This window comes from Mesorhizobium sp. WSM1293, assembly GCF_000513875.1.
GTDB classification, from domain to species: domain Bacteria; phylum Pseudomonadota; class Alphaproteobacteria; order Rhizobiales; family Rhizobiaceae; genus Mesorhizobium; species Mesorhizobium ciceri.
Genome location: NZ_KI911319.1, coordinates 1 through 23,553, shown reverse-complemented (window position 1 = coordinate 23,553; position 23,553 = coordinate 1). Strand labels below are relative to the sequence as shown.

The 23,553-nt window shown below is 63.1% G+C and carries 20 protein-coding genes; 16 read left to right on the top strand and 4 right to left on the bottom strand.

The window, feature by feature from the left end; translation table 11 throughout:
• Positions 1-36: 36 nt before the first annotated feature.
• The 10 genes from M729_RS0130420 to M729_RS0130375 all read left to right on the top strand — a co-directional run bounded on the left by M729_RS0130420 (position 37) and on the right by M729_RS0130375 (position 12,908).
• Entirely contained in the window at positions 37-2,022 is a 1,986-nt protein-coding gene (locus M729_RS0130420) for a CocE/NonD family hydrolase (RefSeq protein WP_027163795.1), read from the top strand.
• Positions 2,023-2,176: 154 nt separating this feature from the next.
• Positions 2,177-3,763 carry an ABC transporter substrate-binding protein gene (locus M729_RS0130415; protein WP_027163794.1) on the top strand — a complete coding sequence of 529 codons (1,587 nt, stop codon included), beginning with the start codon at positions 2,177-2,179 and terminating at the stop codon, positions 3,761-3,763.
• 15 nt (positions 3,764-3,778) lie between these two features.
• A complete protein-coding gene (locus M729_RS0130410) occupies positions 3,779-4,738 on the top strand; it encodes an ABC transporter permease (protein ID WP_027163793.1) in 960 nt (319 codons plus the stop codon).
• 9 nt (positions 4,739-4,747) lie between these two features.
• Positions 4,748-5,572 (top strand): ABC transporter permease, encoded by an 825-nt coding sequence (locus M729_RS0130405; protein ID WP_027163792.1) that lies wholly within the window; start codon positions 4,748-4,750, stop codon positions 5,570-5,572.
• Positions 5,572-7,242, top strand: coding sequence for an ABC transporter ATP-binding protein (locus M729_RS0130400; RefSeq protein ID WP_027163791.1), 1,671 nt, complete (start codon positions 5,572-5,574; stop codon positions 7,240-7,242). The genes M729_RS0130405 and M729_RS0130400 overlap by 1 nt, the downstream gene beginning before the upstream one ends.
• A gap of 185 nt (positions 7,243-7,427) precedes the next feature.
• The gene (locus M729_RS0130395; RefSeq protein WP_024501943.1) at positions 7,428-9,017 is read left to right on the top strand and encodes an ABC transporter substrate-binding protein; all 1,590 of its coding nucleotides are present in this window, start codon (positions 7,428-7,430) and stop codon (positions 9,015-9,017) included.
• 97 nt (positions 9,018-9,114) lie between these two features.
• The gene (locus M729_RS0130390) at positions 9,115-9,954 is read left to right on the top strand and encodes an alkaline phosphatase family protein (RefSeq protein WP_027163790.1); all 840 of its coding nucleotides are present in this window, start codon (positions 9,115-9,117) and stop codon (positions 9,952-9,954) included.
• Positions 9,955-10,250: 296 nt separating this feature from the next.
• On the top strand, positions 10,251-10,817 hold the full coding sequence (locus M729_RS0130385) for a sigma-70 family RNA polymerase sigma factor (RefSeq protein ID WP_027163789.1): 567 nt from the start codon (positions 10,251-10,253) through the stop codon (positions 10,815-10,817).
• On the top strand, positions 10,814-11,482 hold the full coding sequence (locus M729_RS0130380; RefSeq protein ID WP_027163788.1) for a hypothetical protein: 669 nt from the start codon (positions 10,814-10,816) through the stop codon (positions 11,480-11,482). The genes M729_RS0130385 and M729_RS0130380 overlap by 4 nt, the downstream gene beginning before the upstream one ends.
• Positions 11,472-12,908: a S8 family serine peptidase gene (locus M729_RS0130375; RefSeq protein ID WP_027163787.1), complete on the top strand. Its 1,437-nt coding sequence runs from the start codon at positions 11,472-11,474 to the stop codon at positions 12,906-12,908. Before M729_RS0130380 ends, M729_RS0130375 begins: the two co-directional genes overlap by 11 nt.
• On the opposite strand, the gene M729_RS0130370 is transcribed toward M729_RS0130375, so the two are convergent.
• Positions 12,905-13,414 (bottom strand): hypothetical protein, encoded by a 510-nt coding sequence (locus M729_RS0130370; protein ID WP_027163786.1) that lies wholly within the window; start codon positions 13,412-13,414, stop codon positions 12,905-12,907. The genes M729_RS0130375 and M729_RS0130370 overlap by 4 nt on opposite strands.
• A 23-nt stretch (positions 13,415-13,437) precedes the next feature.
• Positions 13,438-14,256 carry a class I SAM-dependent methyltransferase gene (locus M729_RS0130365; protein ID WP_024501949.1) on the bottom strand — a complete coding sequence of 273 codons (819 nt, stop codon included), beginning with the start codon at positions 14,254-14,256 and terminating at the stop codon, positions 13,438-13,440.
• Between the two features lie 78 nt (positions 14,257-14,334).
• Here M729_RS0130365 and M729_RS0130360 point away from each other — a divergent pair, with 78 nt between their 5' ends.
• Positions 14,335-15,243 (top strand): LysR family transcriptional regulator, encoded by a 909-nt coding sequence (locus M729_RS0130360; protein ID WP_027163785.1) that lies wholly within the window; start codon positions 14,335-14,337, stop codon positions 15,241-15,243.
• 119 nt (positions 15,244-15,362) lie between these two features.
• Here the strand turns inward: M729_RS0130360 and M729_RS0130355 are convergent, their stop codons facing one another.
• A complete protein-coding gene (locus tag M729_RS0130355; protein ID WP_027163784.1) occupies positions 15,363-16,385 on the bottom strand; it encodes a substrate-binding domain-containing protein in 1,023 nt (340 codons plus the stop codon).
• Between the two features lie 361 nt (positions 16,386-16,746).
• Between M729_RS0130355 and M729_RS0130350 the strand changes: the two genes are divergently transcribed.
• The 5 genes from M729_RS0130350 to ugpC all read left to right on the top strand — a co-directional run bounded on the left by M729_RS0130350 (position 16,747) and on the right by ugpC (position 23,306).
• On the top strand, positions 16,747-18,102 hold the full coding sequence (locus M729_RS0130350; protein WP_013528261.1) for an ABC transporter substrate-binding protein: 1,356 nt from the start codon (positions 16,747-16,749) through the stop codon (positions 18,100-18,102).
• A 228-nt stretch (positions 18,103-18,330) separates the two neighbouring features.
• Positions 18,331-19,344 (top strand): sugar ABC transporter permease, encoded by a 1,014-nt coding sequence (locus M729_RS0130345; RefSeq protein ID WP_027163783.1) that lies wholly within the window; start codon positions 18,331-18,333, stop codon positions 19,342-19,344.
• Position 19,345: 1 nt separating this feature from the next.
• Positions 19,346-20,500, top strand: coding sequence for a carbohydrate ABC transporter permease (locus M729_RS0130340; protein WP_027163782.1), 1,155 nt, complete (start codon positions 19,346-19,348; stop codon positions 20,498-20,500).
• A gap of 4 nt (positions 20,501-20,504) precedes the next feature.
• On the top strand, positions 20,505-22,169 hold the full coding sequence (locus M729_RS0130335) for an alpha-glucosidase (protein WP_027163781.1): 1,665 nt from the start codon (positions 20,505-20,507) through the stop codon (positions 22,167-22,169).
• Positions 22,170-22,193: 24 nt separating this feature from the next.
• Positions 22,194-23,306 carry a sn-glycerol-3-phosphate ABC transporter ATP-binding protein UgpC gene (gene ugpC, locus M729_RS0130330; RefSeq protein ID WP_013528265.1) on the top strand — a complete coding sequence of 371 codons (1,113 nt, stop codon included), beginning with the start codon at positions 22,194-22,196 and terminating at the stop codon, positions 23,304-23,306.
• A 79-nt stretch (positions 23,307-23,385) separates the two neighbouring features.
• Here ugpC and M729_RS1000000138125 read toward each other — a convergent pair.
• Positions 23,386-23,553: DUF680 domain-containing protein (locus M729_RS1000000138125; RefSeq protein WP_084652770.1), on the bottom strand; the 168-nt coding region annotated here is incomplete at its 5' end.

Genomic DNA, 23,553 nt, shown 5'->3' with positions numbered 1-23,553 from the left:
GGCAGGTTCCATCATCTGGCGATCCTGGAGCATGCCATGAAAACCGTCACCGAATTTGCCCGCAAAATCGTCGAATTCCCGGATATGGGCATCGTCACGCCGGATGGCTGCCGCCTGTCGGCGCGAGTCTGGATGCCGGAGGATGCGGGCGACGATCCGGTGCCGGCGATCCTCGAACACCTGCCTTACCGCAAGCGCGACGGCACCATCTTTCGCGATCAGCTCACGCATCCTTATTTCGCCGGCCACGGCTATGCCTCGATCCGCGTCGATATGCGCGGCAACGGCGATTCCGAAGGGCTGATGGACGACGAATATTCCGAGCAGGAATTGCAGGATGCCTGCGACGTCATCGCCTGGGCGGCATCGCAGTCCTGGTGCAACGGCAATGTCGGCATGATGGGCATTTCCTGGGGCGGCTTCAACTGCCTGCAGGTGGCGGCCAAGCAGCCGCCGGCGCTGAAAGCGGTGATCAGCCTGTGCTCGACCGTCGACCGCTATGCCGACGACATCCACTACAAGGGCGGCTGCCTGCTGATCGAGAATTTCGGCTGGGCCTCGACCATGCTCTCCTACTCGTCGCGGCCGCCGGACCCGCTGCTGGCCGGCGACAACAGATGGCGCGATCTGTGGCTGACCCGGCTGGAGAACCAATCCTTCCTGGCGCCGCTGTGGCTGAAGCACCAGCACCGTGATGCCTACTGGAAGCGCGGCTCGATCTGCGAGGATTTTTCCGCCGTCAAAGCCGCCGTGCTGTCGATCGGCGGCTGGCATGACGGCTACCGCAACACGGTCTCGCATCTGGCCCGCAACATCGAAGCCCCGGTCAAGGGCATCATCGGGCCATGGATCCACAAATACCCGCATTACGCAGGGCCAAAACCTGCCATCGGCTTCCTGCAGGAAGCGTTGCGCTGGTGGGACCGCTGGCTTAAGGGCGTCGATACTGGTGTCGAGGCCGACCCCGCCTACCGCGCCTATGTCATGGACAGCGTGCGTCCGGCGCGCTGGCACCCCGAGCGTCCCGGCCGCTGGATTGCCGAGCAGCAATGGCCCTCGCCAACCATCCAGACGCAAACGGTCGATCTGATCCCCTCAACGGAAAAACCCGCCATCGTCGCCTCGCCGCAAAGCTGCGGCCTGGCCGGCGGCGAGTATTTCCCCTTCACCTTCGGCCCTGAGCTGCCTGGCGATCAGCGTCCCGACGATGCCCTGTCGGTGTGCTTCGACCAGCCGGAACTCAGCGAGCCGATCGACATCGTCGGAGCGCCGGAGGTGGAGCTGCGGCTATCCTCTGATCGTCCGCAGGCCAACATCGCGGTCCGGCTTTGCGATGTGCATCCCGACGGCGCCTCGGAGTTGATCTCCTATGGCGTGCTCAATCTGACGCACCGCAATTCGCACGAATTTCCCGAGGCGCTGGTGCCGGGTGAAACCGTCTCGGTGCGCGTCGTGCTCGATCAATGCGCCTATCGCGTGCCGGCCGGCCACCGGCTGCGTGTTGCCGTTTCGAACGCCTATTGGCCTGCCATCTGGCCGTCGCCGGAGCGGGTACACCTCACCTTGTCGGCGGCGACGCTCAGCTTGCCGCTGCGGCCGCTGGCGACAGGCGACGAGGTAACGTTCGCCGAGCCGGAAGGGGCCACCCCCTGGGCAACGGAGACGATCCGCGCCACCAGTTCCGAGCGCCATGTCGATCGTGATGAAAAGACCGGAATGGTGACGCTTTCCATATTGGATGATTTCGGCGAGGTGCGCGATCTCGCCCATGGCCTCGCCAATGGCAGCATCGCCCGCGAGACCTGGACGATCCATCCCGACGATCCGCTGTCGGCCTCGGGAAAGACGCACTGGACGCAGACCCTGTCGCGAAATGGATGGTCGGTGCGCACCGAGACATCGGCAGAGATGCGATCCGACGCGCAAAACTTCATCGTCAGCGCCAGAATCGAGGCCTATGAAGGCGAAACCCTCGTCTTCGAGCGCAATTTCGAAGAGAAGGTCCCGCGCGCACTTCTTTGAGCGCCGATTTCATTGGTCCAATTGCGACGTACGATTTACGCCACGGCATGTCGCATTCGGTCTTGCTTACCGCTTTCCCTTGCGGTCATTATTCTCCTCACAAGAAACAAGAAAAACGACCGCAGAGTCGAACCAACAGAGTGAGGAACTCAAAATGTCGAACGAACTGGAATTTCTTAGCCGGCGTGTCGCGTCGGGCAAACTGAGCCGTCGTGATTTTCTCGGCCGGGCGGCGGCGCTCGGTATCTCCGCGCCCTTCGCCAACTCGCTGCTTTCAAGCGCTGCACGCGCGGCAGGTCCGGTCAAGGGCGGCACACTGAAGGCCGGACTTGTCGGCGGCGAATCCACCAACAGCCTTGATCCGGCACTGTTCATGACCCAGGTGCCGTTCGCCTTCGGCAAGATGTGGGGCGAATTGATTGTCGAGCTTTCGCCGGAAGGCAAACTCGAGAACCGCATCGCCGAGGAGATCGGCTCAACACCGGACGCCAAGACCTGGACGCTGAAGATCCGTGATGGCGTCGAATTCCACAACGGCAAGACGGTAACCGCCGAGGACGTGGCCGCCACGCTCGAGCGCCATTCCGACGAGAAATCGAAGTCCGGCGCGCTCGGCTACATGAAGGGCATCGAGACCATCAAGGCCAGCGGCAAGGAAGTCGTGCTGACCCTGAAGGAAGCCAATGCCGATCTGCCCTATTTGCTCAGCGACTATCACCTGATCGTCCAACCGAATGGCGGCAAGGACAAGGCCGACGCAGGCATCTCGGCCGGTCCTTACAAGGTCACGACCAATGAGCCCGGCGTGCGCCATGGCGGCGAGCGTTTCGCCAACTACTGGCAGGGCGACAAGATGGGCCATGCCGACCAGATCGAGATCATCGTCATCAACGATGCCACCGCTCGTACGGCGGCCCTGCAAGGCGGCCAGGTCAACATGATCAACCGCGTCGAGCCGAAGATCGTCGACCTGATCAAGCGCCTGCCGGGCGTGACCATCCGCAACCATGCGGGTCCTGGCCACTATGTGTTCATCGCGCATTGCAACACGGCGCCCTTCGACAACGCCGATCTGCGCATGGCCCTGAAGCTGGCCATCGACCGCGAAGAAATGCTGGACAAGATCCTGCGTGGCTACGGTTCGATCGGCAACGACTTCCCGATCAACGCTTCCTACCCGCTGTTCAGCGAGATCGAGCAGCGCAAATATGATCCCGACAAGGCCAAGTTCCACTTCAAGAAGTCGGGCCATGACGGCGCCGTGCTGCTGCGCACCTCGGATGTCGCCTTCCCCGGCGCCGTCGATGCCGCGCAACTCTATCAACAGAGCGCGGCCAAGGCCGGCATCACGCTGGAGATCAAGCGCGAACCGGGCGACGGCTACTGGTCGGAAGTCTGGAACAAGCAGCCCTTCTGCGCCTCCTACTGGGGGGGCCGCTCGACGCAGGACCAGATGTACTCGACCGCCTATCTATCGACGGCCGACTGGAACGACACGCGTTTCAAGCGTCCGGATTTCGACAAGATGGTGTTGGCGGCCCGCGCCGAACTCGACGAGACCAAGCGCAAGGCGATGTACCACGACATGGCTGTCATGGTCCGCGACGAAGGCGGCCTGATCTTGCCGATGTTCAACCAGTTCATCGACGCAACCGGCGCCAAGGTCGACGGCTGGGTCGACGATCCGCATCAGGAGCTGATGAACGGCTACGCCCTGGCGAAGTGCTGGCTGCAGGCCTGAGCCGGCTTTGCGGATATGTCTTCACCCATCCTGAAACTGATTGCCCAGCGCATTGCGCTGGGCATCGTCCTCTTGTTGGCCGTTTCGGTCCTGATCTTCGCCGGTACCCAGATCCTGCCCGGCGACGTCGCGCAAGCCATTCTCGGGCAATCGGCGACACCGGAGTCGCTCGCCAATCTGCGCGAGCAGCTCGGCCTCAACGATCCGGCCTATATCAGGTATTTCCGCTGGCTCGGCGGCGTCGTGACCGGCGACCTCGGTACCGCCATGTCGAGCGGCCAGGATATCGCAACGTCGATCAAGGGCCGATTGTGGAACACGCTGTTCCTCGCCTTCTGGGCGGCGGTCGTCGCGGTACCGCTGGCGATTATCCTCGGCCTGATCGCGGTGCGCTACCGCAATGGCTGGGTCGACAAGCTGATCTCGGGACTGGCGCTGGCCTCGACCTCCTTCCCCGAATTCTTCATCGGCTATGTGCTGGTCTATTTCTTCGCCGTGAAGTGGCAGATCTTCCCCGGCATCTCGACCGTCTATGACGGCATGCCTTTTGGCGAGCGGATGCAGGCGATCGCCTTGCCGGCAACGGCGCTGACGCTGGTCGTGCTCGCCCACATGATGCGCATGACACGTGCGGCGATCCTCAATGTCATGCAGTCGGCCTATGTCGAGACTGCGGAACTGAAAGGCCTGTCGGCCTTCAACGTCATCCGCAAGCACGCCTTCCCCAATGCCATCGCGCCGATCATCAACGTCGTCATGCTCAACCTCGCCTACCTGATCGTCGGCGTCGTCGTGGTCGAGGTGATCTTCGTCTATCCGGGCATGGGGCAGTATCTCGTCGATCACGTCACCAAACGCGACGTGCCGGTGGTGCAGGCGGTCGGCCTGATCTTCGCCGCTGTCTACATCAGCCTGAACATCATTGCGGACATCGGGGCTATCGTCGCCAATCCGCGTCTCAGACACCCGAAATAGGGGGCGGATATGCTCGATATCAAACGCATCCCCATCCCCGCGCTAATCGGCATTATCCTGACGACGCTGTTCGTGCTGGCGGCGGTCTTCGCACCGTGGATCGCACCGCACGGCAATGGCGAAATCGTCGGCGATGTCTGGGAACCGATGTCGGCTGCCCATTTGCTGGGCACCGACAATCTCGGCCGCGACCTGCTTTCGCGCATGATCTACGGTGCCCGCATCACTTTGTTCATCGCGGTGCTGGCCACCGCGCTGTCATTCTCGCTCGGCGCCATCCTCGGCTTCTCGGCGGCCGTCTTCGGCGGCTGGTTCGATACGCTGCTGTCGCGCCTCGTCGATCTCTTGATGTCTATCCCGACGCTGATCATGGGTCTCGTCGTGCTGTCCGTGCTGCCGACCAATCTGGTGACGCTGATCCTGGTGATGGGCATTCTGGATTCGACCCGCGTCTATCGTCTGTCGCGCGCGGTCGCCGTCGACATCAACGTCATGGACTATGTCGAGGCAGCGAAACTGCGTGGTGAGGGCAGCGGCTGGATCATCTTCCGCGAGATCCTCCCCAACGCATTGTCGCCGCTGGTTTCCGAACTCGGTCTGCGCTTCATCTACGCGGTGCTGTTCCTGTCGACGCTGTCGTTCCTCGGCCTTGGCGTGCAGCCACCGGACGCCGACTGGGGCGGCATGGTCAAGGAAAACAAAGACGGCATCGTGTTCGGCATCGCGGCCGCACTCATCCCAGCGGGGGCGATCGCGCTGCTGGCGATTTCCGTCAACCTGGTTGCCGACTGGGTGCTCAACCGGACGACAAGCCTCAAGGGAGGACGCGGGTGATGGCCGACACCAAAGCGAAGCTCGGGCAACCGAAGTCAGGCCTGCTGCTCGACATCCGCAATCTGCGCATCGAGGCTACCGTCTTCCCGCCCGGCGAACCGCCGAAGGACATCGTTCTGGTGCACGATGTCTCACTGACGCTCGAGAAGGGCAAGGTGCTCGGCCTGATCGGCGAATCCGGCGCCGGCAAGTCGACTATCGGCCTGTCGTCTATGGGCTACGGCCGCGGCGGCGTGCGCATCACAGGCGGCGAGGTGATCCTGAACGGCCGCGACATCCTCAAGGGCGGCAAGGACGGCTTCCGCAAATTACGCGGCCGCGAGGTCTGCTATGTCGCGCAGTCGGCGGCAGCGGCCTTCAACCCGGCGCACAGACTGATGGACCAGGTGGTGGAAGCCACCCTGCTGCACGGCACCGCGACACGCGCCGAGGCCGAGAAGCGCGCGGTTGCGCTGTTCAAGAAGCTCAGCTTGCCGAACCCTGAAACCATCGGCGAGCGTTTTCCGCACCAGGTTTCGGGCGGCCAGTTGCAGCGTGTGATGACGGCGATGGCCCTGTGCTCCGAGCCGGACCTGATCGTCTTCGACGAGCCGACAACGGCGCTCGACGTGACGACGCAGATCGACGTGCTGGCGGCGATCAAGGACGCCATCCGCGACACCCATGTCGCTGCGCTCTACATCACGCACGACCTTGCCGTCGTCGCCCAGGTCTCCGACGAGATCATGGTGCTGCGCCATGGGAGGCTGGTCGAATGGGGCGGCACAAGGCAGATCATCAAGGAGCCGCGCCAGGAATACACCAACGCGCTGGTCTCGGTGCATGAGATCGAACACCAGGAGCAGAAGCCCGGCACGTCGCCGTTCCTGTCGGTGAAGAACGTCACCGCCGCCTATGGCCGCAGCCATATCAAGGTGCTGAAGGACGTATCCGTCGACATCTATCCGGGCCAGACGCTGGCCGTGGTCGGCGAGTCCGGCTCCGGCAAGTCGACGCTGGCGCGCGCCATCACGGGACTTTTGCCACCCGAACAGGGCACCGTCACCTTCGACGGACGCCCGCTGGCCAACAGGCTGGCCGACCGGCCGAAGGAGGATCTGCGCCAGTTGCAGATGATCTACCAGATGGCCGATGTGGCGATGAACCCGCGTCAGACCGTCGGCACCATCATCGGCCGGCCGCTGGAGTTTTATTTCGGCATGCGCGGCCGTGAGCGCGACAGACGCGTTGCCGAACTGCTCGACAAGATCGAGATGGGCAAGGGATTTTCCGACCGCTACCCGGCCGAGCTTTCCGGCGGCCAGAAACAGCGTGTCTGCATCGCCCGGTCGCTTGCCGCCAAGCCGAAGCTGATCATCTGCGACGAGGTGACCTCGGCGCTTGATCCGCTGGTGGCACACGGCATCCTCGAGCTGCTGCTGGAGCTGCAGAAGGAAGAGAACGTCGCCTATCTGTTCATCACGCATGACCTTGCCACGGTGAAGTCGATCGCCGATTCAATCGCGGTTATGTATCGCGGCGAGGTGGTGCGTTACGGCCCCAAGGGCAAGGTGCTGAGCCCGCCCTTCGACGCCTACACCGACCTGCTGCTCTCCTCGGTTCCAGAGATGGAAATCGGCTGGCTGGAAAAGGCAATCAAGGGACGGCGCATGGCCAGCGCGGGGAACTAAAGCAATTCCGGGAAAACTGGGAACCAATACTGCCGGAAGAAAAAGGCAGGCGCTTCCCCTGGAAATTGTGTCAGACCAAGCTGCCACATAGGGGCGTCAGCGACCGTCATCCGGATGCAACACTAGAGCGCCACACGTCCTTCGGGACGAGCGCCGCTCGCACGACTTTTAAACAGGGGTAGGACATGAAAACTGAACTCGATTATCTCGCCGAACTCGCCGGTCACGGCCGGATATCGCGCCGTGCCTTTCTTGGGCGCGCCGCCGCGCTCGGCGTATCGGCGGCCATGATGCCGGCGCTGGCCGGCAAGGCATTTGCCCAGACGGCGGTGAAGGGCGGTATCATCAAGGCTGGCCTGCAGGGCGGGGAATCCACCAATAGCCTCGATCCGGCGCTGAATCTCAGCCAGGTAACCTTCAGCTTCGGCAAGCTTTGGGGCGAGTATCTTGTGCGCCTCACACCGGACAACAAGCTGGTCAACCTGATTGCCGAAGAGATTGGCGCCTCAGCCGACGCCAAGACATGGACGATCAAGATCCGCGATGGCATCGAGTTCCACAATGGCAAGACGGTCGGCGCGGAGGACGTTGCCGCCACCATCGAGCGCCATGCGGACGAGAAGTCCAAGTCCGGAGCACTCGGCATCCTCAAGAACATCAAGGGCGTCAAGGCGAGCGGCAAGGAAGTCATCGTCACGCTCGGCGACGCCGATGCCGACTTCCCTTATCTGATGGCCGACTACCATCTCGTCATCCAGCCGAATGGCGGCAAGGACGATCCGAATGCCGGCATCAGCGCCGGACCCTACAAGGTTAGCGTCAACCAGCCAGGCGTGCGCCATGGCGGCGAGCGTTTCGCCAATTACTGGCTTGGCGACAAGGCCGGCCACGCCGACCAGGTCGAGATCATCGTCATCAATGATGCGACCGCACGGCTTGCAGCCTTGCAAGGCGGCCAGGTGCACATGATCAACCGCGTCGAACCCAAGGTCGTCGATCTGGTCAAGCGCATCGCGGGCGTTTCCATCGAGAATGTCTCGGGCAAGGGCTACTATCCGTTCAACATGTTCTGCGACACCGCACCTTTCGACAGCAATGATCTGCGCATGGCGCTGAAGCTAGCCATGGACCGCGACGAGATGCTGGAAAAGATCCTGCGCGGCTATGGCTCGGTGGGTAACGACTTCCCGATCAACGAGGCCTATCCGCTGTTTTCCGCCGATATCGAACAGCGCAAGTTCGATCCGGACAAGGCGGCGGCAGCCTACAAGAAATCAGGCCACAGCGGCTCGATCGTGCTGCGCACCTCGGACGTCGCCTTCCCGGGCGCCGTCGATGCCGCACAGCTCTATCAGCAGTCCTGCGCCAAAGCCGGCATCAAGATCGAGATCAAGCGCGAACCCGGCGACGGCTACTGGTCGGAGGTCTGGAACAAGCAGCCCTTCTCGCTCTCCTACTGGGGCGGACGCGCCACGCAGGACCAGATGTATTCCACCGGCTATGTCTCGACCGCCGACTGGAACGACACGCGCTTCAAGCGGCCGGAATTCGACAAGATGCTGTTTACCGCGCGCGGCGAGCTCGACCAGGCCAAGCGCCAGGCGATCTACCACGATATGGCAGTGATGATGCGTGACGAAGGCGGGCTGATCGTGCCCTTCTTCAACCAGTTCATCGACGCGGCCGCCACCAACAAGATCGGCGGCTATGCCAAGAGCCCTATCGGCGAAATGATGGACGGCTACGCGCTTGCCGAGTGCTGGCTCAACGCTTGAGCGGACCCTGATCGGCCGATTTCATCTATCAGAACGCCGTGTGCCCGGGACGGCACACGGCGTTCCCGTTTCAACCGCCAACCGCATGGAGCAGCCCGTGGCGCTCAAATCCAAGCTTCTGCTGATCATCCTCGATGGCGTGCCTTACCGGAACTGGCGCCGGCTGATGGGCAATCTCGAAGGCTGGGTGCAATCGGGCGAGGCGCGCGTCTGGAAGATGCGCTCGGTGCTGCCGTCGACCTCGGCCTGCTGCTATGCCTCGATCCACACCGGGGTTTCGCCGCAGCTGCACGGGATTCTCTCCAATGAGAACCGTTTCCGCGTCGAGCAGCCCGATATCTTCTCCGAGGTCAGCAAGGCAGGCGGCAAGACGGGGGCGGTGACCCATTCCTACTGGTCGGAATTCTTCCGCGCCTACCCGTTCGACCTGGTGGAGGGCATGGAATTCGACGAGCCAGGCGGGCCGATCACGCATGGCCGCTTCCACACCATGACCGGTTACAATCTCCGCAACCAGATGACGCCGAGCGATGTCGACCTGTTCGCGACGCTGACCATGCTGACGAAACGCCATGGCATCGACTACGGCATCCTGCACACCTGCACGCTGGATTCGATGGGACACCGCTTCGGCCACGACTGCCACGAGATGGACCATGCCGTCTATGCGATGGACGGCATGCTGGCCGCCTTCCTGCCGCGCTGGATCGAAGCCGGCTATGAGGTGATCGTCACCGCCGATCACGGCCAGACCGATCGTGGCCATCACGGCGGCCATGACGACGAGATGCAGGATTTCGCGCTGTATTATTTTGGACAAGGCAAAGGGCCGGATGCGGACACACTACTCGACCAGCTGCAGCTGGCGCCGACGGTGCTGAGCCGACTGGGCGTTCCCGTGCCCGCGACGATGAAGGCGAAGTCTTTCTTGGAGTGAGAAGCGGTCCGCGAAGCTCTTCCCTTCTGCCCTTGTGGGAGAAGGTGGCCTCACGAAGTGAGGTCGGATGAGAGGTGTTCCAGCTTGGCAAGGACGGCGATCCGCCACGCACCCCTCAACCGTCTCGGCGCTACGCGCCGATCCACCTTCTCCCACAAGAAGGGGAGAAGGAAGAGGCGCACCTCTGGCAACCTCCGCGCTCTTCGGTTAGCCTCCGCAAAATTCCTTGGCGGAGGATGAACCTTTTTGGGCCGATCAGCGACAGAGCAGACAGGAGCCAGGCGGCTCGACCGGCCATGACGGCAGCGACGGAGACCGATCGCGCGCTTGTCGACCGGGTCGCGAAGGGCGACCGAGCCGCCGTGCGGCTCCTGTTCATGCGTCACCACGCGCGGGTCTACCGCTTCGTGGCGCGCCAGACGGGATCGGAAATGATGGCCGACGATATCGCCAACGAAGTCTTCCTCGAGCTGTGGCGCCAAGCGCCCGGTTTCGAAGGGCGTTCCGAAGTCTCGACATGGCTGCTCGGCATTGCCCGTTTCAAGGCGCTGTCCTTTCTGCGCAAGAAAAAGGAAGACTGGATCGACGACGAGGCCGCCGCCGCGGTGCCCGACGGCGCCGACACGCCGGAAGTCGTCACCATGAAAGAAGACAAGGCGGCCGCCCTGCGGCGCTTCGTCGACGCCTTGCCGGAAGAGCATCGCGTCGTCATCGATCTTGCCTATTATCACGGGCAGTCGGTGAGCGAGATCAGCGAGGTGCTCGACATTCCGGTCGCCACCGTCAAGACCCGGATGTTCTACGCCCGCAAGAAACTCGGCGAGGCTCTCAAGGCCGCCGGTTACGACAGGGGGTGGCCATGAGCGCCGCTGAAAAGATGTCGCGCCGCGACGAAATGGAAACGCTGCTGCCGTTCTACCTGAACGGCTCGCTGGAAGGTTCCGATCTGGAAGCGGTCGAGGAATGGCTGGCCAGCGATCCGGCCGCACTTGCCGCCCTTGGCGAGGCTGAAGCCGAATTCTCCGGCGTCACGGCCGCCAACGAAGCAATCCGGCCGCCGGCCGATGCACTCAGCCGCTTTGCCAAGGCACTCGACGCCGAGGCCGGGCCTGCGCGCAAGCCGGCAGGATCGTCCTGGCTGGCGCAGGCCTGGGGCCGCTTCATGGCGGTGCCGGTCGGCGTCGCCTGGGCGGCAGCCGCGGTTCTGCTGGCTCTGGTCATGGTGCAGTCGTTTGTCGAACCCGGCGGCAAGGGCAATGATTTCGAGATTGCCGGCGCGCAAGACGATCTGGCGAAAATGCCGTTCGCCCTGGTCAAGTTCAAGCCGGATGCGAAGATGTCGGACATTTCCGCCTTCCTCGGCAGCAACGGGCTGAAGATCGTCGGCGGACCGACCGCCGACGGCGTGTTCCGGCTTGGCATCCCGGCTGCCAACGCAGCCGACTACACCAGGCAAATCGGCCTTGTTGCCGCCCAGGCTTTCACGGAGACTGTGATCGAGGGAAGGAAACCGCTTGATGGCGGCTGAGGCGGTCATTCGATTTGCGGCAATGCTTGCGGCGGCGATGACAATCGTCGCCGTGCCCGCGTCGGCGCAGACCAAAGATCCCAATCCCGACCAGACGAAAATCGACTGCCGCGACGGGACCAATGCGGCAGGCGCCGACTGCGCCAAGGATGGCAGCGACACAGAGGGCGGATCGGATGCGGCGCAATCCGGCGCGGTGTTCCTGCCGGCCCTGATCGTCGACCTGTTTCCCAACCCGGCGGCGCCCCCGACCCCTGTGCCGACGCCACGGCCCGAACCGGCGACGCCGCCGGCCGACACTCAAGCCGGCCCCCCGCCCGGTGGCCCGATCGTCTCGCCGACCGATCTCATTGCCGTTCAGCCGCGGCGCGCGGTGATTGGCGATTTCGTGCCCGACGAGGTGCTGGTGACCGTCGACGGCGATGCCGGCGCTGTCCAGCAGATCGCCGCCTCCTTCGGCCTGCAGGTGCGCTCGCAGCGCCAGTCGCGGCTGCTTGGCACCACACTGGTGCGCTTCGGCATTCCCGACGGCCGGCCCGTCGGCGTCGTGCTGGCGCAACTGGCCGCCGACGGCCGCACTCAGCGGCGCGAGCCCAATCACGTCTATTCGCTGCAGCAGGCCGCCGGCATCGTCAACTATGCGTTCGACCGCATTGCGCTCGATTCCAAGCAAGCCAGCGGAGAAAACGTCCGCATCGCGGTGATCGACACCGGCATCGACGACACTAACCCGGCGCTCTCGGGCGTCATTGCCGGGCAGTTCGACGCCATGCCCGACGTGCCGATCGAAAAGCGCGATCACGGCACGTCGATCGACGGCCTGATCGCCGGCGTCGGCGCGCTGGAAGGCATGGCACCGGGCGCAAAAATCTATCACGCCCGCGCCTTCGAGGGCGGCAAGTCGACCATGGACGTCATCCTGTCGGCGCTCGACTGGGCGGCGGAACAGGACGTGCGCCTCATCAATATGAGCTTTGTCGGGCCGAAGAACGATTTGCTCGGCGTCGCCTGCCGCAATGCCCGCGCGCTCGGCATGGTGCTGGTCGCCGCAGCCGGTAACAACGGGCCGAAGGCGCCCTATGGCTATCCGGCCGCCTTCGATGGTGTCATCGCGGTGACCGCCACCGATGCCAAGGACGGGCTGATGCCGCAGGCCAATCGCGGCGCCTATGTCTTCATCTCGGCACCCGGCGTCGAGATGGTGGCGCCGAGCGGCGCCGGCTCGGATCTGGTCACAGGCACCTCGTTTGCCGCGGCGATCGTGAGCGGCGCCATCGCCAATCTCATCCATGCCGCGCCCGATCGCTCGGCCGACGACATCGAAAAGGCGCTCGCGGCAACGGCCAGGGATCTCGGCCCCAAGGGACGCGACAATGATTTCGGCTTCGGCCTGCTGGACATCAAGGCGGCGGCGGCAAAGGACTAGTCTGCGACAGTCCAAGCCGCGGCTTGCGGAGGACGCACCAGAAAATAGAACGCGACGATGTGCGTGATCATCAGCAGCGGCACGTAGATGATCGGGATCGCGTAGGTGGCGCCCAGTTCGCCCGCACGCTGGGGGAGGCCGACCTGGATGGCGTGGTAATAGTCTACGATCAGATCAACCGCCCCGACCAGATTGAAGGCGACGACGAGCGCCCAGAAGAGCCGAGGTATCCTTGCCGTGAGCAGCGCCAGCATGGCCAGCACTCCTGTTGCAAGGTCGCCGTAGGCAGCAAACACGGCAAAGCCGGCAGGCAAATCGGGGCTGACGACACCCGGAACGAGGAAGACCAGCCCGAAGAAGCGGAAGCTGTGCAGAGCGGCAACAGCGCGCTGCGCCGCGACCCGGTCCATCGACCTGAGCCACGGCAAACCGTATGTAGCGAAGCAAAGCAACCACGCGACATAGCCCAGAACAAGATGGATTTGGAATAGGACTTCGGTGGACATCTGGCCTCCTCTCGACAATTGGTTCATGCGGCCTCGAACACTGCGGTCAGGATACCGAGCCGACCTTGCATAAGATTTCGTCCGAGGTTGGCCGCAAGCTCAGCGAAGTCCGGTCCCATCACCACGCCGAGATTGGGCGAAGGCGGCGGCCCCGACGCGCGCAACTGTGCGAACCACGCCTTGGCGGCGTCGGTGTCGTCTTGCCATGCCAGCATGCGGAAGCTGGCCGGTTCGATCGCCTCGCGCGTCGCACCGGCTGTTAGGAGAAAGCTCGTCGCCGGCGTTCTCGCCCAGGGAAGCGGATAGTGCGGCTCGCCTCCAGACAACACGACGTCGTATGTGGCAAACCTGCCGCCTGGCTTCAGCACGCGCCGAATCTCGCTGTAGAGCAGCGTCCGGTCAGAGATGTTCATCGCCACGTGCTGCAACAGCACCGCGTCGAAACGGCCATCGTCGAATGGGAGCTCCAATGCGCTGGCGGTCTGGAACGACAGCTGCCCGCTCTGTCCCGTGCGCTCGGTCAGATAGCGCGCGGCATCCACGAAAGGCTCGCTGAGATCCACGCCAGTAACCCGGCAGCCATAGGTCGCAGCCAGAAAGCGCGCCGGCCCACCGACGCCCGAGCCGACGTCCAGTATCGACATGCCGGCAGCGATCCCCGCCAATTGGGCAAGCTCGGCGGTGGCAGCTAGCCCACGGGTGTGAAACTGGTCGAGAACGCCCAATTGTTGGGGCGTGAGGAGCTGGTCCTCCGGGCCGAGGGCGGCCAACACCGTCTTCAGCCGCTCGGTCAGGCCCGTCGCGCGATAATGGTCGCGTACCCCTTCAAGTTCATCGGTCATCGCATGATGTCTCCTAGGTTCAGCTCATACCTAGGCCCACTTCCATAATTCGACTACCCGGCGTAATAACAACAACCTATGAAGCAGAACTACACAGTCCGACATGGTGCGCTGGAGGGCATCGAGGCGTTCCTGGCTGTCGCCAGGCACCGCAACTTCCGCCGCGCCGCAGCGCAACTCGGCGTGACACCGTCCGCCGTGAGCCAGGCGGTGCGCGCGCTGGAGGCACGCATGGGTGCGGCGCTGTTCGTCCGCACGACACGGAGCGTCGGCTTGACCGAGCCTGGCCAGCGGTTCCTCGATCGTGCCGGCCCTGCTTTCGAAGAACTCGTCGCGGCCGGCGAGGCCGTGCGTGACATCGGCCAACGGCCGACCGGTCTGCTGCGCCTGTCCGTGCCCCGCGCTGTCGTGCCGTTGATCCTGGAGCCGATGATCGCGTCGTTCTGCCGGGCTTACCCTGAGATCGAGCTGGAGATCGCCGCGAGCGACGAGATGGTCGATCTCGCGGCCGGCGGGTTCGATGCCGGCATCCGTCTCGGCCAGTTCATTGCGGTCGACATGGTCGCGGTGCGGCTAACCCCATCGTTTTCGTTCGTGGTCGTCGGCAGCCCTGACTATCTCAAACGCCACGGCCGCCCCGAACGCGTCGATGATCTGCGCAACCACGCCTGCCTGCGCTTGCGCCGTTCGAATGGCGCCATAGCGCCCTGGGCTTTCGTCGGCGGCAACGAGACGATCGAGGCGATGCTCTCAGGCCCGCTGATAGCGCACGATTATCCGACATTGCTCGGGGCCGCGATGCGGGGCGTCGGGCTGGCGCAGACGCCTCGACCAATCGCTGAAGCTCCGATAGCCGAAGGTAAACTGGAACCGGTGCTGGACGGCATTGCCGCCACGACGCCCGGCGTCTTCCTGTATCATCCCGGCAAGCGCCAAGTCCTGCCGAAGCTGCGCGCCTTCATCGACCACCTCAAATCCGCGGCGTGAGATATCGGAATCCGTCCCCCTTGCGGTGGTCTCGCTACTGCCGGCGTCGGGCGAGATTGATGCGGCGTGAGTGTCGCGTCTCAACTCGATCCCGCAGAGCACATGGCTTTGATCTCCAGCTACGCCGGCGCACCGGCGACCGACCCTCTCACCACCAGGTCGACCGGCCAGACCTCGCCTCGCGCGCCCTCCTCCAGTCCTGAAATCCGTGCCGCCAGCCGCTCGGCGACACGGGCGCCGGCGAGACGGATCGATGAACGCGTCGTCGACAGCGGCACCGAGAAATTCTCCGGCCTCAGCCAGGGGAAGACATCGTCATGGGCGATCAGCGAGACGTCGCCCGGAATGCTCAAGCCGAGGTCGCGCACCGCACGCACGACGCCCAGCGCCATGATCAGGCTGGAGCAGGCGATCGCCGTCGGCGCATCGTCCCCTTCCAGCAAACGCCTGGTGGCGCGATAGCCGTTCTCCTCGGTCATATCGACCGAGCAGACATGGCGTTCGCTCAATGTCAGTCCGCTCGCGGCGAGTGCCCGGCGCACGCCGCGTTCGCGATGGATGGCGAAGGTCTCGCGGCCGTCACCGTTGATCAGCGCCAGCCGCCGATGGCCGAGCTGGATCAGCAGCCTGGCCGCTTCGTGGAAGGCGCCCTCATTGTCGATGTCGGTGAAGGCATAGTCGAAATCGAAGCCCTCACTGCGGCCATGGACGATGAAGGGAATGCCGAGCGTGTTGACCAGCGCCACGCGCCGGTCAGCGGGCCTTGGAGAGGAGATATAAACAGCGTCGACCTGCCGGTTGGCGACGATGCGCCGGTAGGTCGTCTCCTGGTCGTCGGCGTCGGCCGGCGACAGCACAAGGTCGAGCTCGTGCGAGCGAGCATAGTCGCCAAGGCCGGACAGGAACTCGACGAAATGCGGATCGATGTCGACGGACGCACCGGTCGGCAGGACATAGCCGATCATGCCGGTCTTGCCGGTCGCCAGCCGGCGCGCGCTCGGGTTGGGCCGATAGCCATGGCGCTTGGCGGCATCCATGACACGCCTGCGCGTCTCCTCGTTGACCTCGGGATAGCCGTTCAGCGCGCGGCTTACCGTGGTTTGCGAAAGTGCCAGCATGTGGGCGAGCTGCTTGAGGTTCACGAAAGTCTCCATTCCCTCAAAGCGCTTTTAAATTGAATCGACCCAAGTGCCATCGGGGCCGAGCCATACGAAGCCCAACCATAGACGCGGTTTGGGCATGTTTGAAACAAAAATTACTGCTGCACTGCCATAATAGCGTGCTGCGACGCACTTTTAGGGCGCAAATGCGCGAACCTAAATCGATTGATTCGCCAGCCTCTTGACTTCCCCGCGATTCAATGGCGTGATCGAAAAAGCCAAAGCGCTTTGGAAGACTCTTCGAAAGGTTGCGGTTCCTTTCCGACTGAGTCACAGTCCTGCGGCGTCGGCGGGCGGAATGGAGGTTCCGTCCGGTGTGTGAGACCCACTGGGAGGAATACCGATGAAGAAAATGCTTTTGCTGGGTGCTGCGTTTGCCACGTTCGCCCTGAACGCGCCCGCGCAGGCCGAACTGAAGTTCAAGCCCGGCGAAGACAAGCGCTTCAACTGGGCGAACTACGAAGAGCTCAAGAAAGTCGACCTCAAGGGTGAGACGCTGTCGATCTTCGGACCGTGGCGCGGCGAGGACGAAGGCCTGGTGCGCGGCGTTCTCGACTATTTCTCGGAAGCCACCGGCGTCGAGATCAAATACTCCTCCTCGGAGAATTACGAGCAGCAGATCGTCATCGACACGCAGGCCGGCAGCCCGCCCAACATCGCCGTGCTGCCGCAGCCGGGCCTCATCCAGGACCTGGCGTCGAAGGGCCTTTTGACGCCGCTCGGTGACGACACCGCCAAATGGGTCAAGGACAATTACGGCGCCGGCCAGTCATGGGTCGATCTCGGCACCTTCAAGGACAAGGACGGCAAGCCGGGCTTCTTCGCCTTCCCTTACAAGGCCGACGTGAAGTCGCTGGTCTGGTACTCGCCGGATAATTTCGAGGAAGCCGGCTACAAGGTGCCGAAGACCCAGGAAGAACTCGCCGATCTCGAAAAGAAGATCATCGCCGATGGCGGCAAGCCGTGGTGCATCGGCCTCGGCTCCGGCGGTGCCACCGGCTGGCCGGCAACCGACTGGGTCGAAGACCTGATGCTGCGCACCCAGCCTCCGGAGGTCTACGACAAATGGGTGAAGAACGAGATCCCGTTCAACGATCCGGCGGTGGTCAATGCCATCGACATTTTCGGCAAGATCGCGACCGACGACAAGATGGTCGACGGCGGCGCCAAGGCGGTCGCGGCGACCGACTTCCGCGACAGCCCGAAGGGCCTCTTTTCGGTGCCGCCGAAATGCTACCTGCACCACCAGGCATCGTTCATTCCGACCTTCTTCCCGGAAGGCACCAAGGTCGGCCAGGACGCGGACTTCTTCTACTTCCCGCCCTATGCCGCCAAGCCTGAACTGGGCACGCCCGTGCTCGGCGCCGGCACGCTGGCGATGATCACCAAGGACAGCAAGAGCGCGCGCGCATTCATCGAATTCCTGAAGATGCCGCTCGCCCACGAGATCTGGATGGCCGAAGGCGGCTTCGTGACGCCACTCAAGTCGGTCAACAAGGATGCCTATGCCAGCGACGCGCTGAAGAAACAGGGCGAAATCCTCGCCAATGCCTCGACTTTCCGCTTCGACGGTTCCGACCTGATGCCGGGCAAGATCGGCGCCGGCGCCTTCTGGACCGGCATGATCGACCTGGTCGGCGGCAAGTCGGCACAGGACGTCGCCACCGACATCCAGAAGAGCTGGGACGCCATCAAGTAGACGGCTGGCACGTAGACGACCAACCATTCTCGCACTGGATCCGGACCGTACCGGCCCGGATCCGACGGCGGCCCGTGCCGCAGCCTTTCGTCATGAGCGCATTGACATGAAGCGCGATCGGCAATGTGCGCAAGCCGCCGATGACGCGCTCCAAACAACTGAATCGGCGCCTGGTCCCCGTCACCAAGGTCATTCCTTGTCGGGTCATGCGCAGGGGGAGAGGGACCCATGGCGGCTCAGATTTTCTCGGCCATTTTCGTCATCATCGTCGGGGTCGGCGGTTGCGTCGCCTATTTCTGGGGCGCCAACAGACTGGTCGACCTGATATTCCCGTCACGCGGCGTCGCGGGTGCCGCGGCCATCGACAATCTGCGCCGGCAAGGGTTGGTCCGGCCATGGCTGTTCGTCGGCCCGGCGATGATCATCCTCACCATTTACCTGATCTATCCGGTGGTCGAGACGCTGCGGCTGTCGTTCCTCGATCGCGGCGGCATCAATTTCGTCGGCCTGGCGAACTATCAATGGGCTTTCGGCGATCGCGAGTTCCGCAACTCGATCCTCAACAACATCATCTGGCTGGCGGTGGTGCCGGCCGCCTGCACCTTCCTCGGGCTGATCATCGCCGTGCTTACGGACAAGATCTGGTGGGGCACGATCGCCAAGAGCCTGATCTTCCTGCCGCTGGCGATCTCCTTCGTCGGCGCCAGCGTGATCTGGAAATTCATCTACGAGTATCGCGGCGAAGGCCAGACGCAGATCGGCATCCTCAACGCCATCATCCAGCATTTCGGCGGCCAGCCGCAGGTCTGGATATCGCTGCCGTTCTGGAACAATTTCTTCCTGATGATCATCCTGATCTGGATCCAGACCGGCTTTGCCATGGTCATCCTGTCTTCCGCCCTGCGCGGCATCCCCGAGGAAACGCTGGAAGCCGCCGTCATCGACGGCGCCAATCCGTTCCAGATCTTCTGGAAGATCATGGTGCCGCAGATCTGGGGCACCATCGCCGTGGTCTGGACCACGATCACCATTCTGGTGCTCAAAGTATTCGACATCGTGCTGACCATGACCAACGGCCAGTGGAACAGCCAGGTGCTGGCCAATCTGATGTTCGACTGGATGTTCCGCGGCGGCGGCGATTTCGGCCGCGGCGCCACCATCGCCATCATCATCATGATTGCGGTCATTCCGATCATGGTCTGGAACATCCGCCAGGCGAACAAAGAGACGGGAGGACATTGAGATGGCAGTCGCGACCGGAAATTCCTTTGCCAGCCGCTTTGGCGTCCACATCGCCGTGCTCATCTTCGTCGCCATCTGGACCATACCGACCCTTGGCATCCTGGTTTCGTCGCTGCGCGACAAGAACCAGATCATCGCCTCGGGCTGGTGGAACTCGTTCGCCAGTTCCACCCAGACCGAAGCCGGCCGGCTGCCGCCCGCCTCGGCGCAAGTCGAGAAGGACGGCAAGTTCGTGCTCGAGGGCAATATCTTCGGCGACGGCGCCAAGCGCGACATCAGTGCCTTCGGAGTCAAATCGGCGGCACCGACGCAGTATCCCGCCGGCACCACAGCCGATCTCGGCGACGGCGTGATCTTGCAGCTCAATGCCGACGGCAGCTTCGTCATGCAGTCCCCGAAAGCGTTCGAAGGCGATCGCGGCCAGCGCATCTACTATGCTTCGTCGGCGCCACCGAAATTCACCACCGACAACTACAGAACCGTGCTGTTCTCCGAAGGCATCGGACGGTCATTCATGAATTCCCTGACCGTCACCATTCCGGCGACCGTCATCCCGATCCTGATTGCCGCCTTTGCCGCTTATGCACTGGCGTGGATGCGGTTCCCCGGCCGGGCGCTGCTGATCGCGGTCATCATCGGCTTGCTGGTGGTGCCGTTGCAGATGTCGCTGATCCCGCTGTTGAAACTCTACAACGGCGTCGGCGCTTTCTTCGGCATGCCGTCGAAGACCTATCTCGGCATCTGGCTGGCGCATACCGGCTTCGGCCTACCCTTCGCCATCTACCTGCTGCGCAGCTACATTGCCGGCCTGCCGCGCGAAATCATGGAATCGGCGCGCATCGACGGCGCCAGCGATTTCGAGATCTTCGTCAAGATCGTCTTGCCGCTGTCGTTTCCGGTGCTGGCTTCGTTTGCCATCTTCCAGTTCCTGTGGGTATGGAACGATCTGCTGGTGGCGATGGTTTTCCTCGGCACAGAGGCAGACCAGATTGTGCTGACCGCCAAGCTCAACGCGCTGTTGGGCTCACGCGGCGGCGACTGGGAGATTCTGACGACATCGGCTTTCGTGACCATCATCGTGCCGCTGATCGTGTTCTTCTCGCTGCAGCGCTATTTTGTCCGCGGGCTGCTTGCCGGCTCGGTGAAAGGAGGCTGAGACGATGCAATCCGCTTTGAAGGCCAGCTCGAAGCCTGACCTCGCTATCGATCGCGACTGGTGGCGGGGCGCGGTGATCTACCAGATCTATCCGCGCAGCTACCAGGACTCGAACGGCGACGGCATCGGTGACCTCAAGGGCATCATCGGGCGGCTACCCTACATCGCGGCACTCGGTGCGGACGCCATCTGGATTTCGCCGTTCTTCAAGTCGCCGATGAAGGATTTCGGCTATGACGTGTCGGATTACTGCGACGTCGATCCGATGTTCGGCACGTTGGCCGACTTCGACGCGCTGACCGCCGAGGCACACAGGCTGGGCTTGAAGGTGATGATCGACGAGGTGCTGTCGCACACCGCCGACAACCACCCATGGTTCAAGGAAAGCCGGTCGAGCCGCAGCAAACCGAAAGCCGACTGGTACGTCTGGGCAGACGCCAGGCCGGACGGCACGCCGCCCAACAACTGGCTGTCGATCTTCGGCGGCTCGGCCTGGCAATGGGACACCAGCCGCCAGCAATATTACATGCACAATTTTCTGGCCGAGCAGCCCGACCTCAACTTCCACAACCACGAAGTCCAGGACGCGTTGCTCGACGTCACCCGCTTCTGGCTGGAGCGCGGCGTCGATGGTTTCCGGCTCGACACCATCAATTTCTACTTCCACAGCCAGGGCTTGGAAAACAACCCGCCGCTGCCGCCGGAAGAGCGCAACGACCAGACCGCGCCGGCGGTCAACCCCTACAACTACCAGGACCATCTCTACGACAAGAGCCGGCCCGAGAATCTCGGCTTCCTCGAACGGTTCCGTGCCCTGCTCGATGAATATCCGGCAACGGCAGCGGTCGGCGAGGTCGGCGATTCGCAGCGTGGGCTTGAAGTGGTGGCCGCCTACACCGCCGGCGGCAAGCGCGTGCACATGTGCTACTCCTTCGATTTCCTGGCGCCGGAAAAGATCAGCGCGGGCAAGGTCCGCTCGGTGCTGGAATCCTTCGGCAAGGTCGCCAGCGATGGCTGGTCGTGCTGGGCCTTCTCCAACCACGATGTAATGCGCCCGGCCTCGCGCTGGGCCGCCAATGAGCCCGACCCGACCGCCTACCTCAAGGTCATCTCGGCGCTGCTGATGTCCTTGCGCGGTTCGGTCTGCATCTATCAGGGTGAGGAACTTGGGCTCGGCGAGGCCGACCTTCGGTTCGAGGATTTGCAGGATCCCTACGGCATCCGCTTCTGGCCTGAATTCAAGGGCCGCGACGGCTGCCGCACACCGATGGTGTGGGACGGCGGCGCCAAGAATGGCGGCTTCTCCCAGGCAAAACCCTGGCTGCCGGTGCCGGCCAAGCATTTGGCGCAAGCGGTCAATGTCCAGCAGGGCGACGAGGCTTCGCTGCTTGAGCACTACCGGCGCTTTCTCAGCTTCCGGCGTGCCCATCCGGCGCTGGCCAAGGGCGACATCACCTTCATCGAAAGTGAGGGAGATACCGTCGCCTTCACGCGCCGCGCAGGCAACGAGCAGATCGTCTGCGTCTTCAATCTGGGAGCCGGGCGGGCCAAGGTTGACCTTGGCGGCCGATCGCTGCAACCTCTGCCCGGGCACGGATTTTCGGGGCAGGCGAGCAGCGGTTCCATCGAGCTTGGCGGCTACGGCGCCTGGTTCGGGCGTCTCGACTGAATTTCCAATCACTGGAGGAAACCAATGGCCGATGTCACGCTAAGACAAGTGAAGAAGTCCTACGGCAATCTGAACATTCTCCACGGCATCGACCTCGATATTAAGTCGGGCGAGTTCATCGTCTTCGTCGGCCCGTCGGGCTGCGGCAAGTCGACATTGCTGAGGTCGATCGCCGGGCTCGAGGAAATCACCTCCGGCGAACTCAGAATAGCCGGCGAAGTGGTGAACGACGTGCCGCCGTCGAAGCGGGGCATCGCCATGGTGTTCCAGTCCTACGCGCTGTACCCGCACATGACCGTCTACGACAACATGGCGTTCTCGATGAAGATCGGCAAAGAGAACAAGGCCGAGATCGACCGCCGCGTGCGCCAGGCCGCCGAGATCCTGCAGCTGACCAAATATCTCGACCGCCTGCCCAAGGCGATGTCGGGTGGCCAGCGCCAGCGCGTCGCCATCGGCCGCGCCATCGTGCGCAATCCGAAGGTGTTCCTGTTCGACGAGCCGCTTTCGAACCTCGACGCCGCGCTGCGCGTCGCCACCCGCATCGAGATCGCCAAGCTCAAGGAATCGATGCCCAACACGACCATGATCTACGTTACCCACGACCAGGTCGAGGCGATGACGCTGGCCGACCGCATCGTGGTGCTCAAGGACGGCCATATCGAGCAGGTCGGCACGCCGATGGACCTCTACAAGAAGCCCGGCAATCTGTTCGTTGCCCAGTTCATCGGCTCGCCGGCCATGAACATCCTGCCGGCGACCATCGAAAAGACCGGAAACCCGACCGTCGTCAGCCATGTCGGCGGACGCAAGGCGACCGTGCCGATTGCGACGCCGGCTTCGGCAAAGGGCGCCGCGGTGAGCTTTGGCGTGCGGCCGGAGGACCTGATCATCGCCAGCGGCGCGGACTATCTGTTCGAGGGGACGGTCGACTATGTCGAGCAACTCGGCGAGGTGCAGCTTGTCTATGTCGACATCGGCCGCGCCGATCTGCCGCTGGTGACCAAGCTGCCCGGCAATGTCGAGGTCAAGCGCGGCTCGACATTGCGGCTGAGCGCCAATGGCGAGGACCTGCATATCTTCGACGCGGATGGACGTTCTTTCGCGTTGCATGAAGTGGAAGCAAAGGCGGCTTAACCGCAATTACCGTGTCAGGCACAAAAAAGNGCGGCGGGCCGGGCCCGCCNCNCTTTGACTTGGAGATCGACTTCGGTTGTTAGTTGTTGCCGAAGAGGTTGCGGTCGGCACCTTGCGGAGCAGACTTCTGGGTGGTGTCACCCGACGAGTTCAGCAGCTTGTAAACCGGCGAACCGGTGTTGCGTACCGAAGAGGTGCGCGTGCTGTCGACCGAAGTCGTGGCGGCAGGCTGATTGGCACCATTGGA